Genomic DNA, 17,499 nt, shown 5'->3' on the forward strand with positions numbered 1-17,499 from the left:
TAAATTTAATATTCTCTTTTTAAATTCTTAGGTAAAAAAAAGTTCTGCTTAAATAACAGTTTCTCTTTTTTAATCAAAAATGTTCCTTTACCCTATACAAACCTATTAATTCTCCCCAGGCAATACTATGCCCAACAATTGCTTTTTCAAATTCTTTTTTATCTGTATTAGAAGGCAGAAAACTTAGCGTAGTATCCAAAGCGTATACCTTAAAATGATAATGATGTTTACCACTTGGAGGACATGGACCAGAATATTTATTTTCACCCATATTATTTCTACCTTGGATTCCTGGTGCAGAATCCTCTTTTATACTGCTTTTTGGCAAAATGTCCCATAAAAGCCAATGGCAAAAAGTTCCATTTGGGGAATCTGGATCTTCCATTATAATAGCCAGACTTTTTGTGTTTTCAGGAATTTCGTCTATGATAATATCCGGATTAATATTTAGTCCATCACAAGTATATTTTGAAGGAATAAATTCATTGTTATTAAAAGAAGAACTTTTTACAACTAATGTGTTAATGATTGTTACTGACATGATATATGGAATAACGAGGTTCATAATTAGAATCGTAAAATAGAATTATTTTGATTCATTTTTTCGAGCTATTTTTTTATGGTATCGTCTTATTAGATAAGAATCTACCATTTTTAATTCATAATTTTACACAACTTAGTGCTTATCGTGATAATTCTTTGCTCTTTTAGGTTTCCTTTGTAAACAATGTATTAGGAAATTCAATAGCAATCTCGCAAAGTGCCTAATAAGATTCTTAAGAGCGTTTGGATAATATTTTTTTTACTAAAGCATCGTATATTATTTAGCTTATAACACAAAAAGCAAATATGGTTAAACTGTAAAATAACGATAGCTTTTTATTAATGCGCCATTTGTTGTTCTTGACACATTGTGGCACATTTACGACATGCTTCAGCACATTTTTTACAATGTTCCATTTCCGGATACTTTTCACATTCTGTGGCACATCTTTCGCACATTTCACCACATAATTTCAGAAAAATATCAGTATTTTCTGAATCTCGTTCCATCAACTGTCCTGTTAATCGGCATATATCCGCACAATCCTGGTCGTTCATCATACAGCGATCCATCTCCATCTCTTTTTCTAAATGGCATGCATCATAACAATGTGTGCATTGTGCAGCACAAAAATTCAATACATCAATCATTTTTTGCTTTTCCATTTTTTATGTAACTTATAATTAATAATCTGCTTTTTAAATTCTGAAATGAAATGATATCTAAATTTAATTTATATCTGGTTAATTTATATTGTAAACAATGCAGCTGTTTATCGATATAAAGAAATGCATCCTGACCATTTGGTATTTTGCTTTAAATAGCTTTGGGGAAACTTTAATGCAAATTATAATCCTAAAAATTATTTTAAAATCTTTGTTAATTAAACAACAATTTTATGCCGAAAAAAAACCTTAATTAAGAAACAAGTAAATTTACAATATTTTTTACTTTAAATAACTAAAAAATAGGTTATTAACATTTTAATAACCTATTTACTTTCAAGTATATCAGAGCCGTTTTTTTTTGGAGTTACCCAATTCGCAGTCCGTTTTCAATTTTAAAATCTGGTGCTAACAAAATAACATCACCTTCCTCCCCGACAGCACCCAACACCAGACATTCACTCATGAATTTACCAATTTGTTTTTTGGGAAAATTTACAACAGCGACGATTTGTCTGTTGACCAAATCTTCCTTTTGATATCGCCTTGTAATTTGTGCCGATGTTTTTCGAATTCCAATTGTGGAACCAAAATCTATTGTAAGCTGGTAAGCCGGTTTTCTTGCTTCAGGAAAATCGTTAACTTCTAAAATAGTTCCAACTCGCATTTCTACTTTTACAAAATCTTGCCAAGTTAATTCCACTTTTATATTGTATTTATGGTTTGTAATTAAATGTTATTGTTTAACAAACCTATCAATTTTACAACTATTAACACTAATTTCATAAGACATTTTTTGTACTATGACTATAAATTTACAATTCAAGAATACTATTTAAAAACTATAAAAAACTATTAGTAAGATGGAAGAAAATCAAACAAGTGGAAACGAATCATCAAGGAATGATAGTTTTTCTACATCAAAAAGGGAAACGGATAGATATATTGAGACAGAATTAAACGTAAAATTATATTTAAAGGATTACGGTCAAGGAAAACCGGTAATTCTTATTCATGGTTGGCCCCTTTCTAATGAAATGTGGGAACATCAAATCGATGCTTTGGTTGAAAATAACTTTAGAGTAATTGCTTATGATCGCCGTGGTTTTGGAAAATCTTCGCAACCTTGGAACGGATACGATTACGATACCTTAGCAGATGATTTAAAAGCAATTATTGATCAGTTAGAGTTAGACGAAGTCACTCTTGTTGGATTTTCTATGGGTGGTGGAGAAGTCGTGCGCTATTTCAGTCGCCATGGAGGAAAAAATATTGCAAAAGCTATACTAATCTCTTCTGTAACACCACATTTATTAAAAACCGATTCTAATCCTGCCGGAGTTCCTCAAGAAAAATACGATGCAATGGCGGAACAAATTAAAGAGGACCGAATTAGTTTTCTGGATGGTTTCGGAAAAACATTTTTCGGAGTGAGTTTTATCAGTAAGCCTGTTAGTACACCATTGTTGGATTATTATAGAATGCTTGGTTCTCTTGCTTCACCGCGTGCGACCTTGGAGTGTGCAAAATCTTTTTCCACTACTGATTTTAGTCGTGAAATGGCCTCTGTAAATGTACCTACATTAATCATTCATGGCGATGAAGATAAAACTGTCCCCATAGAAATCACTTCTGAAATTGCTACAAAATTAATTCCTGATAATATTTTTATTATCTACGATGGTGCGCCACACGGATTATTTTATGTAGAAAAAGAAAAATTAAATAGAGATTTAATTAAATTTTTAAACTCTTAAATTTAAATTGAATCATTCAAAAAGTACGACCTGAAGTGTTCGCTGTTTATAGACAAAGCACTTCAAAGCGTACTTTTTCTCATTTGAATTCTAAAATATTTTAGTAAAAAGGCGAATCTTTTTCAATACTGCATTTTTTATTGTAATTTGGTAAAAGCAATATCAACTTCAATGACACGAACCACTTCAAATACAGTAGCACTGGGAACTTTGGCTCCAAATTTCAATTTAAAAGACACCAATTCAAGCGAATGGTTTTCTTTTCAGGATTTAAAAAAAGAAAAGGGGACTTTAGTACTGTTCATTTGCAATCATTGCCCATTTGTTCATCATGTAATTAATGAAATTGTTATGATTGCCAATGATTATCGGGTGCAAGGAATCGGTATCATTGCCATTTCCAGTAATGATGTGGTGAAATTTCCACAAGATACCCCTGAATTGATGACCGAGTTTGCTTTCCAAAATAAATTTGAGTTTCCCTATCTTTATGATGATACACAGGATGTGGCAAAAGGGTATGATGCAGCTTGTACGCCTGATTTTTTCTTATTTGACAATCAAGATAAATTAGTCTATCATGGACAATTAGACGACAGCCGACCGGGAAATGGAATTCCGTTAAGCGGAAACGATTTGCGTGGTGCAATTGATAGCGTGATATACAATAGGACTATTAATCTAGATCAAAAACCAAGTATGGGTTGTAATATTAAGTGGAAATAATACCATTTAACCTTTCTTTTACTGGAATAAATATAGTTCATTTCGACGAAGGAAACTCGAACAAAGTGAACAGGTGAAACAAATTACATTAGTTGCTCTCGTTATGAGATTTCTCCCCTTGGTCGAAATGACAAAATAAAATGGTAAAAAAAATCCCAAAACTCTCGCTTTGGGATTCTAAATTAATTCGATTGTTCAATACTGCAAACTGCGACTGAACACTGAATACTATTACTTCACGTCCATTAATTCGACATCAAAAATCAAAGTAGCGTTTGGTGGAATTGCTCCTCCAGCACCACGAGATCCGTAACCTAAATGAGATGGAATTACAAAACGTGCTTTATCACCCACGCGTAATAAGGCAATACCTTCGTCCCATCCTTCGATTACATTTCCTTCTCCTAATGGAAATTCAATCGGTTTTTTTCTTGGGTAAGAACTATCAAAAACTTTTCCGTCTGGAAGTTGTCCTGTATAATGCACAGAAACTATTTTACCGTTCGCTGCTTTTTTACCTTCACCTCTTTGGATAAATTGGTAACGCAAACCGCTTTCTGTTTTTTCAAAACCAGCTGCTAATTTATCCATTTCAGCTTCTGCATCTGCTTTTAAAGAAGCGTCACGTTTGTTACGCGCACCTTTTAACCCTACAAATGCTTCAATAGCATTCCACTTTTTAGCTTCATCCCCTACTCTGATGATTTCAACTGACTCTAGAGCATCTCCTAGAGCAATAGCGTCTACAACATCTTGGCCTTCTATAACATTTCCAAAAATAGTGTGTTTATCATCTAGCCATGGTGTAGCCACATGTGTGATAAAAAACTGTGACCCATTTGAGCCTGGACCTGAATTTGCCATTGACAAAACACCAGGTGCATCGTGACGTAAATCTTTGTGGAACTCATCCTCAAATTTGTAACCTGGATCTCCTGTTCCCGTTCCTTGAGGACATCCCCCTTGAATCATAAAATCAGGAATAACTCTATGAAAATTTAAACCATCATAGAATTTTTGTCCTTGAGGTTTTATTTTGTTTTCCATATTTCCTTCAGCAAGAGCTACAAAGTTCCCTACTGTTCCTGGTGTTAAATCGTGTGTTAGTTTTACTAAAATAGCACCTTTTGCGGTGTTGAATTTAGCGTATATTCCGTTTTCCATTGTGTTTAATTTTTATTGAAAGGCAAATTTACGAAATTAATTTTAAAAAGGGAATTGGGGATTCGATGATTTAGTTATTCGTTAATTTGGTTATTTGAAAGTTTGAAAGTTTGAATATTATCTCAACATAATTTTTTAGCAAGAGAACGATTTGTTCATAATATCTGACTGTTTCTTTAATTTGCTTTTTTTGTTCTGAAGAAACTAAATATTGTCAGCAAAAACCAATCGTTTCATTTATCCCGTTAGGGACTATACAACCTTAAGTCAATTCTTTAAAAATAAACTTTTCGTCATAATTGATTTCAAATTTTTCAAAATAATAAAGATATTTTTCTGAAAATAAAAATAATTATTCCAATTACTGTAATAATAACTATGGCTAACAACCTATAATGCCTAGAATTTTGAAGAATATTATACGCATCATTATTTTCCAGCTTTTTAAAATTCCGCAACTCTTTTATTGAGATAAATAATAATATACAAATCATTATTATCCAAAAAATATCCATTATAATTAAGTTCTTATTTTATGCGAGGTTCTCCAAATGTCGTACAAACGTACCGCGCCTCGCGCAGTTTGCAACTTGCGAAAACGAGTATTTTCGGCTAAACGAAAATACGATAAAAAACGGCAATTCCACTAAATTTGTAAATTGCGCGAGACGTGTGTTAGCTGTTGTTTAAATTTGGTGAAGCATCTTTATAAATCCATTTTTATTAATTGTCAGCGCAAATTTATCATCTTCAATCATTATTGGATTATTTGCATTTCGACGATAGTCCTCCATTAATTCAGGTTTTCCTAAATCCTTATTTACTGCATTTTCAATAAAATGTTCTTTGATATTTTCTTCATCTATTTTGATTATTGTTGTAATTAATGTCCAAATTTCAGAACTTTCGTAATTAAAAAAAGTTCTTGTTTTAAATTGTCCATCACCAAACTTTGTTTCTTCAACATGTTTTATAAAAATATGTACCAATCTTTCGTATGTTAAAACTATTGGAATAAAGTAGTCCAAGATTGTCACATCAACAAATTGATTAGTTAAGGTTAGTAATTCTCTGTAATAGTCTGAATTTTTATAATTTATTTGATTTAATATTTTTCCCTTAATATTTGTTCTGCCGATTTCATTTTTAATAATTTCTTTTCGTTTATCTACTAATATTCGTCTTTCGTTATTAAAAAATAATTTTTCTGCTTCAGTAATCCCTTGACTATCTAATATTTTTAGGCGAATTAATTCGTATTTTATTTCACGTTTTATTTCACCGTCTTCTAAAATATAATTGACAATTTTTGGATGTAAATTTTCCAAACCTTCTCTTTTTATTTTTAATCCGCAATAACAATTAAAATCCATAATAGAAAAAGAATAACCGTGGCTTATAGTTCTTTCACATCTCCATAAAAATAAATTCTCGGCTTCTAACGGAGTATATTCTGTATTTATTCTAATTAAGTTTGGTACTATTTTTTTCAAAAATTAAATATTTTAGATTCTGGATTTTGCAGTTAAGTAATAACTAACTTGCAGATAGGTCTGACAAATGTGCGAGTACTAGCATTTCAAATGTATAATAAATTTATTTCAAACCAACGAAGTACTTTTTATTTTTTTTGAATTCTTTTCGTACTAATTTAGTTATTTAAAAACTATAATTCCACAAAATCCTAGCCCAGATAGCAGTGGAAATCCTTTTATACGCCTTTTGAGCGGATACAAAGATTGCAACGAATAGCTGGAAATAGCTCCAAAAAAAAATGGCATCCTTTACGAATGCCATTTGTATTATTAAATGAAATATGATTATTTGTCTGAAAGTCCCGCGTTTTTCAAATACGGTTCTATTTGCATGTCATGCCCAATAAAATCCTTGAAAGCTTTGTTTAAATCAACGCTGTTTCCTACTGATAAAATATATTTTCGGAAACGTTCGCAATTCTCTCTAGTCATACCACCATTGGCTTGCATCCAATCGAAAGCATTATAATCCAGGGTTTTTGACCATGTGTACGCGTAATAACCCGCTGAATAACCGCCACTCCAAATATGTGCAAAATAAGGTGTGTGGTATCTGGTTGGAACTTCATTAACCAACAAACCATATTTTTGAAGTGCTTCTTTCTCAAAAACTAAAGTTGGTTTGAAATCTGCTTCCTTTTCTACGCTATGCCAAGCCATATCAAGCGTTGAAGCGGCTAATAATTCGGTCACTACATATCCTTTATTAAATGTCTCTGCTTTTTTGATTTTATCAATTAACGCTTGCGGAATCACTTCTTTAGTTTGGTAATGAATGGCATAATTTTTTAAAACTGCAGGATCCAATGCGGCATGCTCGTTAATTTGAGACGGGAATTCCACATAATCACGAGGTACAGATGTTCCTGAAATACTTGGATAATTTTGATTGGCAAACAAACCATGCAAGGTGTGCCCAAACTCGTGGAACAGTGTTGTCACATCATCAAAACTGATTAATGACGGATTTCCATTAACCGGTTTAGAAAAATTATAAACGTTTACAATAACTGGCTTTTGTTTTAAATAATGAGACTGAGTCACAAAATTATTCATCCACGCTCCTCCGTTTTTGTTATCTCTGGTGTAAAAATCCAAATAATAAATCGCCATTGATTTCCCATCATTGTCAAATACTTCGTAAGCCACGACATCCCGATTGTAGACTGGCAAATCTTTCCTTTCTTTGAAGGTGATGCCATACATTTGTTTTGCTGCAAAAAATACCCCTTTTTCTAAAACAGTCGTTAACTCAAAATAAGGTTTTACCTGACTTTCATCTAAATCATATTTTGCTTTACGCACTTGCTCTGAATAAAAATCCCAATCCCAAGGCTCCAGTTTGAATCCTCCGTTTTGAGCATCGATCAGGTCTTGAATTTCCTTGGCTTCCACCTTCGCTTTTGCGACAGCTGGTTTTGCAATTTTTGCTAAAAGGTCCATGGCAGTGCTTGGTAATTTTGCCATTTGGTCTTGTAATCTCCATTCAGCAAAACTTTTCTTACCCATTAAGTTTGCTTTTTTCAAACGTAATTTGGCCATTTTTTCTAATACTTCTCGAGTATCACCATCGTCATTTTTCTCTGCACGAGTCCAAGATGACTTGAATATTTTTTCTCTTGTAGCTCTATTTTTAAGACTGGACAACAAGGGTTGCTGTGTTGTATTCAATAATCCTATCAAATATTTACCATCTTGACCCGCCTCGGTAGCTTTTGCCTTTGCAGCGGCAATTTCGTCTGAACTCAAACCTGCTAAATCGTTTATATTGTCAAATAAGATAGCCCCATTTTTACGAGCAATTAATAATTTGTTTCCAAAGAGTGTACCCAAACTTGCCAACTCTTCGTTTATTTTTTTCATTTTTTCTTTATCTGCCGGAGACAAATTTGCACCTGCCAATTCAAACAATTGCAAGTAATATTCGGTCAATCTCTTGTCTTCTCCTTTTAGAGCATCCAAGTTTAACGCTTTGAAACGTTTGTATAATTGGCTGTTCAAATATATTTTATCATTGTGAGCCGAAAAAATTGGAGCATATTCTGCTTCAATTGCTTGCAAAGTCGGATTCGTGTTTGAACCCGTTAGATTATAAAAAACTCCTGTGGCCCTTACTAAATCGACTCCACAAATTTCTAGTGCCAACACAGTATTTTTGAACGTTGGTTTGGCAGGATTGGTTGCGATTTTTTTTATTTCTTGATCATGACTTTTTAAGGCATATTCGAAAGCAGGCTTAAAATTTTCGTCTTTAATTAAATTAAAAGGCGGTGCTTGATACTGCAACGCGCTTTTTTGCAAAAGTGGATTAGTCATTTTAATAGAATTGTTTTGAGCGTGAAGCGCTTGATTTTGCACGGTAGCAATAAAAATAAGCATTGTACTTGCCTTGATTATTTTTGAAAAAAATTGCATAGTTTAGGATTATTTGTTTCTAGCGATAAAAGTAGTTGAAATAAGCTTATAGTTAAATGTTACAATTAAATAATTTAATTTCAATCTTTAAATCTTTAAATTTTGACTCTTGAAAACTTTGTACCTTTGCATCTTTCAAATTAAGTTTTAAAATTATGCGTATTGATATTGTTACCGTTTTACCTGAATTATTGCGAAGTCCTTTTGAGGCCTCGATTATGAAACGTGCCATCGATAAAGGATTGGTGGAGGTTCATTTTCATAATTTGCGAGATTACACCACGAACAGACAAAAAAGTGTAGACGATTATCCCTATGGCGGTGGCGCCGGTATGGTAATGACGGTGCAACCCATTGATGCTTGTATTACACATTTGAAAAGCGAAAGAACCTACGACGAAATCATTTATATGTCGCCGGACGGAGAAACTTTGAACCAAAAAATGGCCAATACAATGTCGATGTATGAGAATATCATCATTTTGTGTGGGCATTACAAAGGTGTTGATCAACGTGTTCGCGATCATTTTATAACCAAAGAAATTTCTATTGGAGATTATGTTTTGTCTGGTGGAGAATTAGGCGCTTTAGTTTTATCGGATGCATTAATCCGATTGATTCCGGGTGTTTTGAGTGATGAAACCTCAGCATTGACGGATAGTTTTCAGGATGGATTATTATCCGGTCCAATTTACACTCGCCCTGCAGATTACAACGGCTGGAAAGTTCCTGAAGTTTTAACAAGCGGGAATTTTGCCAAAATTGATAAATGGCGAGAAGATATGGCGTATGAACATACAAAGAATAGAAGACCAGATTTGCTGGAGGATTAGTTTTCAGTCACAGTTTTCAGCGTGAGATTCAATAAAGAATTACAGTTTGTATTCTCTGTTAACTGAAACTGACACATAAAAAACTTAAATAAAATCAATAATGGAATTCAAAGAATTATTAGCATTTCAGAAGTCGTTTCAGTTGGCAATGGATATCTTTTAGTTATCGAAATCATTTTTAAAAGAAGAAAAATATTCTCACCCAGACCAAATTAAACATTCTTGGAGAAGTGTTTCTGCTAACATTGCAGAAGGATGCAGAAAAAGACGCTATACTAATCATTTCATCAGTAAATTAACCGATAGTGATGCTAAAAATTCAGAAACAAATGTCTGGTTGGAATTCTCTCTAAAATGTGAATATATAAATATTGAAACCAATAATAATTTAAATACCAAAACTATTGAAATTGGTAAATTACATGATTAGTAACCCTGATAAATTTGGATGTAAAATTTAATCTATTACTCTAATTGAAGTCAATTGTGACTGAAAACTGCGACTGCGACTGAACACTTAAAATAAAAGTTGTAAATTAAAACAAAAGTCGTATTTTTGCACCCAAATTCAGATTAACCTCTGGCGAGATCCGCGAATGTTGATTTGATACAAAAACCATAATTAAAAATATCATGGCAGATTTAATGAAATTCGTTCAAGACGAATTAGTAGCTAGAAAAGATTTCCCTGTATTCGGAGCTGGTGATACAATCACTGTTTACTACGAAATTAAAGAGGGTGAAAAAACTAGAACTCAGTTTTTTAAAGGTGTTGTTATTCAAAGAAGAGGTTCTGCTAATACAGAAACTTTTACTATTCGTAAAATGTCAGGTGCTGTTGGAGTTGAGCGTATCTTCCCAGTTAACTTGCCAGCTTTGCAAAAAATTGAAATCAACAAAAAAGGTGCAGTTCGTAGAGCTAGAATTTTCTACTTCAGAGAACTTACTGGTAAAAAAGCTAAAATTAAAGACAAAAGAAGATAGTTTTATATCTCTTTATTATAAAAAAGTCTCGACATTGTCGGGACTTTTTTTTTGGCACAAATTAAAATATGTTCCTTTATACTTTTTATAAGTTTTATTGAGTTTTTATTTGATAAAAAAATAATATTATATTTTTCATATTCTCTTTTAATTAGAACAAAAACAATAATTTCATAATTCAATATAAACAAAAAAACTTAATGAAAACGTATTTCCTTTTACGATAACGTTTTATTATATTTGTAGCCACGTAGTTAAAATAAATAAATTACACATCAATACATTATGACAAAAATTAAAGTAGCCAACCCAGTAGTTGAATTGGATGGAGATGAAATGACACGAATTATTTGGTCTTTTATTAAAGAAAAACTAATTCTTCCTTATTTAGATTTAGACATTAAATATTACGATTTAGGAATTGAAAATAGAGATGCAACTAATGATCAAATTACTATTGATTCTGCAGAAGCAATAAAGAAATACAATGTAGGGATTAAATGTGCTACCATTACTCCTGATGAAGATCGTGTAAAAGAATTTGGTTTAAAGAAAATGTGGAAATCACCAAACGGAACTATCCGTAATATTGTAGGTGGTACAGTTTTCCGTGAACCAATTATCATGAAAAATGTTCCTCGTTATGTACAAGGATGGACGCAGCCGATTGTTATTGGTCGTCACGCTTTTGGAGATCAATACAAAGCAACTGATACTGTTATTAAAGGTAAAGGAAAATTAACCATGACTTTTGTTCCTGAAGAAGGCGAAACAAAAACTTGGGAAGTTTACGACTATGAAGGTGATGGAGTTGCTATGGCAATGTACAACACGGACGAAAGCATTTATGGTTTTGCTCATTCTTCTTTCCAAATGGCTTTGACAAAAAAATGGCCATTATTTCTTTCTACTAAAAACACAATTTTGAAAGCGTATGATGGGCGTTTCAAAGATATTTTTGAAGAAGTTTACCAAAAAAATTATAAAACTCAATTCGTTGACGCAGGAATTACTTACGAGCACCGATTAATCGATGATATGGTTGCTTCTGTAATGAAATGGAGTGGCGGTTTTGTTTGGGCTTGTAAAAACTATGATGGTGATGTACAATCTGACACTGTTGCACAAGGATTTGGTTCATTAGGATTAATGGCTTCTGTATTAGTAACTCCTGATGGAAAAACGGTAGAGGCTGAAGCAGCTCACGGAACAGTTACAAGACACTTTAGACAACACCAACAAGGAAAAGCAACTTCTACTAATCCAATTGCATCTATTTTTGCTTGGACTAGAGGATTGGAGCATAGAGGTAAATTAGACGAAAATCAACCATTAATTGATTTCTGTCATGCCTTAGAACAAGTTTGTATCGACACTGTTGAAAGCGGAAAAATGACTAAAGATTTAGCGATGTTAGTTAAACCTGAAGGATTGACTGAAGCTGATTACTTGACTACTGAGAATTTTTTAGCAGCTATAAAAGAAAATTTAGATGCTAAATTAGCATAAACTATTTTCTTCATACATCACAAAAGACAACCCGAAACGGTTGTCTTTTTTTTATCTTAGCAATACATTAACATTTGTTAAACAAGAATTAGCTTCCGTTTAATGACCTTTGTAAATCTAAATCTAAGAAATGATTACTAAGCAAAATATTGCCTTTTTTATTCTTTTATTATCTTCTCTGACTTCTTTTTCACAAGACACAAACATACGCGACCTCGCGAAGCAAAAATTCACGTTAAGCGGAATCATAACAGATGCGAACAGTAACGAAACGTTAATTGGCGTAAACATTATTATCCCAGAGTTAAAAACTGGCGTTACTACCAATGAATATGGGTTTTACTCCATTACTTTACCACAAGGAATTTATGCAGTTCAAATCAGTTATTTGGGATACCAGAACATTGACGAATCCATAAATTTAAACCAAAACATAAAAAATAATTTTAAGCTATTCAGTAATGAAACGGCGCTGAAAGAAGTTATAATTATCGAAAATAAAACTAAAACTGACATTCGAAAACCAGAAATGAGCGTCAACAAACTCTCAATTTCCACCATTAAGAGAATGCCGGTTGTACTTGGTGAAGTTGATGTTCTAAAATCTATTTTATTGCTTCCCGGTGTCACGAATGCTGGCGAAGGGGCTTCCGGATTTAATGTTCGCGGTGGCGGTGCAGACCAAAATTTAATATTATTGGACGAAGCAACCATATTTAACTCCTCCCATGTTTTTGGTTTTTTCTCTGTTTTTAATCCGGATGCAATTAAAGATTTAAAGTTATACAAAGGTGGAATCCCAGCTCGTTTTGGAGGAAGGGCTTCTTCTGTATTGGATATTTATCAAAAGGACGGCAGCAGCAAAGGATTTCATGTCAATGGAGGAATAGGATTAATCTCCAGCAGGATTTTGGCCGAAGGACCATTAGTAAAAGACAAGGGTTCTTTCCTTATTGGTGGCAGAAGTTCCTATGCTCATTTATTCTTGAAACTGTCCGAAGAGCAAAAAAATAACGCTGCTTATTTCTATGATTTGAATGCTAAATTGAGTTATAAACTGAATCCGAAAAACAACTTGTATTTATCAGGATATTTTGGAAGAGATGTTTTTAGCTTAAACAAAAGTTTTACTAATATTTATGGAAACTCCACTTTAAATCTTCGTTGGAATCATTTGTTTTCAGATAAATTATTCTCTAATTTATCCCTGATTTATAGTGACTATTATTATGGTTTAGATCTTGATTTTGTAGGTTTTAAATGGGATTCCGGCATCAAGAATTATAATATTAAATACGATTTCAAAAATTATATTTCAGATACATTCAAATTGAATTATGGTGTAAATGCTATTTATTACGATTTTAATCCGGGAACCATCAAACCATCTGATGCCAATTCTGGAATTAATTTTGATCAATTAGATAAAAAATACGCTTTTGAACCCGCCTTATACATTAATGCTGAGCATGAAATATCGGATAAAATATCACTTTCTTATGGACTTCGTTACAGCATGTTTTACCGTTTAGGACAATCAACCGTAAATATTTATGAAAATGGGAATCCGGTAACATTCAATCCAAATTTACAGATTTATGAAAAAGCGACTCCTACAGGAACTAAATTCTATGACAAGAATAAAGTTGTGGAAAGTTTTAATAATCTGGAACCTCGTTTTTCATTTGCCTATCAAATCAATGACGACCAATCTGTAAAAGCCAGCTACAACAGAATGATTCAATATTTACAATTAATTTCAAATACCTCATCTCCTACTCCACTGGATGTCTGGACGCCAAGCGACAATTTTATAAAACCACAAATTGCTGATCAGGTAGCTTTGGGTTATTTCAAGAATTTTAAAGACGGCATGTATTCACTTGAAGTAGAAACGTATTACAAGAAAGTGAAAAATCGATTGGATTATATTGACGGCGCAAATTTGATTGCTAACAAAGCCATTGAACAAGTGATCCTTAACGGCCAACTACGATCGTACGGATTAGAAGTGATGTTAAAGAAAAATGAAGGCAAATTGAACGGTTGGATTTCCTATACTTTATCCAAATCAGAGCAACAAACTCCCGGACGAACAGCAGTTGAAACAGGAATTAACAACGGAGCATGGTACAATTCAGTATATGATAAATTACATAATATTGCCATTACCAGTTCGTATAATTTGAATGAAAAATGGTCTTTTGGAGCCAATTTTTCTTTACAAACCGGACAACCCGTAACGTATCCAAATGGACAATACGACTACCTTGGAATAACTGTTCCAAGTTATGGTTTGAGAAACAAAAATCGACTTCCGGCTTACCATCATCTTGATATTGCAGCAACATTGACACCAAGAAAAAATGCCGACAGAAACTGGAAAGGAGAATGGGTTTTTAGTATTTATAATTTGTACAATCGTAAGAATGCGGCCTCCATCAATTTCAGACAAAATACAGATACAGGAGCTAATGAGGCGGTGAAAACTTCCATTTTCGGAATGGTTCCAGCCGTTAGTTATAACTTCAAATTTTAATTATGATGAACAAAATAATACTCTTTTTAGTAATTGTAATGGCCCTGTTTTTAAATAGCTGTGAAGATGTTATTCCAGTAGATTTGAATAAAGCTGCGCCAAAATTAGTAATAGAAGCATCTATAAACTGGAAAAAAGGAACGTCAGGAAACCAACAAAAAATAACGCTGACTACAACGACTGATTTTTACAGCGCTATAATTCCAAAAGTTTCAGGAGCCATTGTTTACATAAAAAATAGCTCTAACACTATTTTTAATTTTACTGAATCGGTAATAAAAGGAGAATACGTTTGCACTAATTTTATTCCTGTCTTAAATGAGATGTACACGTTGACTATCATTAGTAATGGTGCAACTTACAGCGCCAGTGAATCTTTAAAATCGGTCGCTCCAATAACAGAAGTCATTCAAAACAACAATGGTGGATTCACAGGAAATTCCATAGAAATCAAAACTTATTATCTTGATCCAGCTAATGAAAAGAATTATTACCTCTACAAATACGTCTATTCAAACCAGGTAAAGTCGAATTTTTACGTAGATCAGGATGAATTTTTTAATGGAAACAAATTCTTTAGCATTTCCCAAAATAATGATTTGAAAGTTGGCGACAAGATAGAAGTCATCCATTATGGTATTTCAAAAGCTTATTATAATTACATGAGCGTTCTGGTCAGCATTGCCGGAAATAATGGCGGAGGTCCGTTCCAATCTCCGCCCGCAACAGTTCGAGGAAATATCGTTAACACCACCAATTCTGCGGATTATCCTTTGGGTTATTTTTCGGTTAGCGAAGTTGACATCAAAAATTACACGATACAATAAGGAGCTTTTTTCAGCTATTCATTATACAAAACAGGTTCTAAACAGTTTTCTAGCCCGTATCAGGAACTTCCTTTGGTCGCTCTTCTACTGGCACAAAACTAAAGTTTAAAACCTATTTTTTTTTAATGCAAACCTAGTTCACTGAACTCCGATAAAAATAGATGCATAATGCAGTAATCCAAGTTATTTCCATGAGGAGTAAAATGATAACTTTTATTTACTTTTACATCATAAATTTAAAATCAGCCACCCTAAATCTTACACCTTCATGTCCTCACACCACATTGTTCGCGACGACCAAGAACCAGCTTTAATAATTGCTAATGGCGCTGCATGTCATCCGGAATTATTAGGGCAATTATTAGAATGGTCTCCCTTGGTAATTGTATTAGATTCTGCAATGGAAAGAGTCATGCAATTAGATATCAAAGTCGATGTGCTTTTAGGTGATTTCGACCGAGGATTTAATCCAGAAAAATATAAAACCTCCCAATATCCCATAGAGATTATCCATACTCCGGATCAGGATAAAACTGATCTGGAAAAAGCATTTGATTATTTAATTCAAAAAAAAATTCCAGCCGTAAATGTAGTTTGGGCAACTGGCAGAAGAGCAGATCATACGATAACCAATTTGACAAACATTGTCAGATATCGAGATTTATTAAAAATTGTTATTCTGGACGACCATTCAAAAATATTTTTGTTACCCAACAAATTTGAAAAATGGTACACAGCAAATACGCCTATTTCTCTAATTCCTATTGGCCATGTCACTGGAATTCATTCTGACAATTTATTTTATCCATTGAAAGATGACAGTTTAACTATTGGCTACAGAACCGGAAGCAGCAATCATGTCACCAAAGATGGAATTGTCACTATTGAACATCAACAAGGTGATTTATTGATGATGGAATGTATAGATTGATATTAAAATAGAAATTTTTATCCTCTTTTGTTTATTAAATTCATCTTCTGATTTTGACAAAAAGAGATTGCCTACCTTTGCACCGAAATATAAAAAATGAAACCGAAAACAATTACCGAAAAAATTAACATACATCCGAGAAATCTTGATAGATTTGGGTATAATTTTGAACAATTGATCAAAGAAAATCCCGAATTAAAAAATTTTGTTGCTGTAAATGAACACAATATAGAAACTATCGATTTTAGTAATCCAGCTGCTGTAAAAGCATTAAACAAAGGATTATTGATCAATCATTACGACATAAAAGATTGGGACATTCCTAAAAACTATCTTTGTCCCCCCATTCCTGGAAGAGCTGATTATATTCATTATCTAGCTGATTTATTAGCTTCAAGCAATAACGGAATCATTCCAGAAGGAGAATCAGTTCAAGGTTTAGATATCGGTATTGGTGCGAATTGTATTTACCCGATAATAGGCAATGCTGCTTACGGCTGGAGTTTTGTCGGTACTGACATTGATGAAAATGCTATTCAAAATTGTAAAAAAATTATTGCTGCAAATCCAAAGTTAATTGACACGGTTAGTTTACAATTACAAACGGAATCCCGTTTTATTTTTAAAAATATAATCACTCCCGAAGACAAATTTACTTTCACTATTTGCAACCCTCCTTTCCATGCTTCGCAGGATGAAGCTACAAAAAGTTCGGTGCGAAAAATAAACAATTTAGAAAACACAAAAACCACAAAACCCGTTTTGAATTTTGGCGGACATAATGCAGAGTTGTGGTGTGAAGGTGGCGAGTTAGGTTTTGTTACACAAATGATTTACGAAAGTGCTAAATATCCAATGCAATGTTTGTGGTTTACTACTTTGGTTTCCAAAAAAGACAATCTTTCCAGTATTTACAAAACGTTAAATAAAGTTAGTGCGGTAGCGGTAAAAACAATTGATATGGCTCAAGGCCAAAAAACAAGCCGGATAGTTGCCTGGACTTTTTTGAGCGAGACCCAACAGAAAGCGTGGAAATTTTAAGCAACATTTTTCATTCTCATTATTATTGC

Annotated in this window: 16 protein-coding genes; 10 read left to right on the plus strand and 6 right to left on the minus strand. The window is 33.1% G+C overall.

The window, feature by feature from the left end; translation table 11 throughout:
- Positions 1–73: 73 nt before the first annotated feature.
- From C4S35_RS09185 to C4S35_RS09195, 3 genes are all read right to left on the minus strand, one after another.
- Complete coding sequence (locus C4S35_RS09185) at positions 74–565, minus strand: YbhB/YbcL family Raf kinase inhibitor-like protein (RefSeq protein WP_244175231.1); 492 nt, start codon at positions 563–565, stop codon at positions 74–76.
- A 317-nt stretch (positions 566–882) separates the two neighbouring features.
- On the minus strand, positions 883–1,209 hold the full coding sequence (locus tag C4S35_RS09190; RefSeq protein WP_103999890.1) for a four-helix bundle copper-binding protein: 327 nt from the start codon (positions 1,207–1,209) through the stop codon (positions 883–885).
- Between the two features lie 367 nt (positions 1,210–1,576).
- Positions 1,577–1,912, minus strand: a complete 336-nt coding sequence (locus tag C4S35_RS09195; protein WP_103999891.1) for a tRNA-binding protein — start codon at positions 1,910–1,912, stop codon at positions 1,577–1,579.
- 160 nt (positions 1,913–2,072) lie between these two features.
- Between C4S35_RS09195 and C4S35_RS09200 the strand changes: the two genes are divergently transcribed.
- Together C4S35_RS09200 and C4S35_RS09205 are read left to right on the plus strand one after the other, a co-directional pair.
- Positions 2,073–2,966, plus strand: a complete 894-nt coding sequence (locus C4S35_RS09200) for an alpha/beta fold hydrolase (protein WP_103999892.1) — start codon at positions 2,073–2,075, stop codon at positions 2,964–2,966.
- 171 nt (positions 2,967–3,137) lie between these two features.
- Positions 3,138–3,692, plus strand: coding sequence for a thioredoxin family protein (locus C4S35_RS09205; protein ID WP_103999893.1), 555 nt, complete (start codon positions 3,138–3,140; stop codon positions 3,690–3,692).
- A gap of 231 nt (positions 3,693–3,923) precedes the next feature.
- Here C4S35_RS09205 and C4S35_RS09210 read toward each other — a convergent pair whose 3' ends face one another.
- From C4S35_RS09210 to C4S35_RS09220, 3 genes are all read right to left on the minus strand, one after another.
- Entirely contained in the window at positions 3,924–4,856 is a 933-nt protein-coding gene (locus tag C4S35_RS09210; RefSeq protein WP_103999894.1) for a peptidylprolyl isomerase, read from the minus strand.
- A 686-nt stretch (positions 4,857–5,542) separates the two neighbouring features.
- Entirely contained in the window at positions 5,543–6,349 is an 807-nt protein-coding gene (locus C4S35_RS09215; RefSeq protein WP_146059531.1) for a hypothetical protein, read from the minus strand.
- A gap of 327 nt (positions 6,350–6,676) precedes the next feature.
- On the minus strand, positions 6,677–8,806 hold the full coding sequence (locus C4S35_RS09220) for a M3 family metallopeptidase (protein ID WP_103999896.1): 2,130 nt from the start codon (positions 8,804–8,806) through the stop codon (positions 6,677–6,679).
- A 155-nt stretch (positions 8,807–8,961) separates the two neighbouring features.
- Here C4S35_RS09220 and trmD point away from each other — a divergent pair, with 155 nt between their 5' ends.
- The 8 genes from trmD to rlmF all read left to right on the plus strand — a co-directional run bounded on the left by trmD (position 8,962) and on the right by rlmF (position 17,470).
- Positions 8,962–9,639 carry a tRNA (guanosine(37)-N1)-methyltransferase TrmD gene (gene trmD / locus C4S35_RS09225; RefSeq protein ID WP_091166587.1) on the plus strand — a complete coding sequence of 226 codons (678 nt, stop codon included), beginning with the start codon at positions 8,962–8,964 and terminating at the stop codon, positions 9,637–9,639.
- Between the two features lie 211 nt (positions 9,640–9,850).
- Positions 9,851–10,069, plus strand: coding sequence for a four helix bundle protein (locus C4S35_RS16275; protein WP_341865129.1), 219 nt, complete (start codon positions 9,851–9,853; stop codon positions 10,067–10,069).
- A gap of 203 nt (positions 10,070–10,272) precedes the next feature.
- Positions 10,273–10,623, plus strand: coding sequence for a 50S ribosomal protein L19 (gene rplS, locus C4S35_RS09235; RefSeq protein ID WP_103999897.1), 351 nt, complete (start codon positions 10,273–10,275; stop codon positions 10,621–10,623).
- A gap of 285 nt (positions 10,624–10,908) precedes the next feature.
- Complete coding sequence (locus tag C4S35_RS09245; protein WP_103999899.1) at positions 10,909–12,132, plus strand: NADP-dependent isocitrate dehydrogenase; 1,224 nt, start codon at positions 10,909–10,911, stop codon at positions 12,130–12,132.
- Positions 12,133–12,262: 130 nt separating this feature from the next.
- Complete coding sequence (locus tag C4S35_RS09250; RefSeq protein ID WP_103999900.1) at positions 12,263–14,671, plus strand: TonB-dependent receptor; 2,409 nt, start codon at positions 12,263–12,265, stop codon at positions 14,669–14,671.
- Between the two features lie 2 nt (positions 14,672–14,673).
- Positions 14,674–15,498: a DUF4249 domain-containing protein gene (locus C4S35_RS09255; RefSeq protein WP_341865128.1), complete on the plus strand. Its 825-nt coding sequence runs from the start codon at positions 14,674–14,676 to the stop codon at positions 15,496–15,498.
- A gap of 268 nt (positions 15,499–15,766) precedes the next feature.
- Positions 15,767–16,429, plus strand: a complete 663-nt coding sequence (locus C4S35_RS09260; RefSeq protein WP_103999901.1) for a thiamine diphosphokinase — start codon at positions 15,767–15,769, stop codon at positions 16,427–16,429.
- A 96-nt stretch (positions 16,430–16,525) separates the two neighbouring features.
- Complete coding sequence (rlmF, locus tag C4S35_RS09265; RefSeq protein WP_103999902.1) at positions 16,526–17,470, plus strand: 23S rRNA (adenine(1618)-N(6))-methyltransferase RlmF; 945 nt, start codon at positions 16,526–16,528, stop codon at positions 17,468–17,470.
- The last annotated feature ends 29 nt before the right edge of the window (positions 17,471–17,499 follow it).

Source organism: Flavobacterium urumqiense (assembly GCF_900108015.1).
Lineage (GTDB): Bacteria > Bacteroidota > Bacteroidia > Flavobacteriales > Flavobacteriaceae > Flavobacterium > Flavobacterium urumqiense.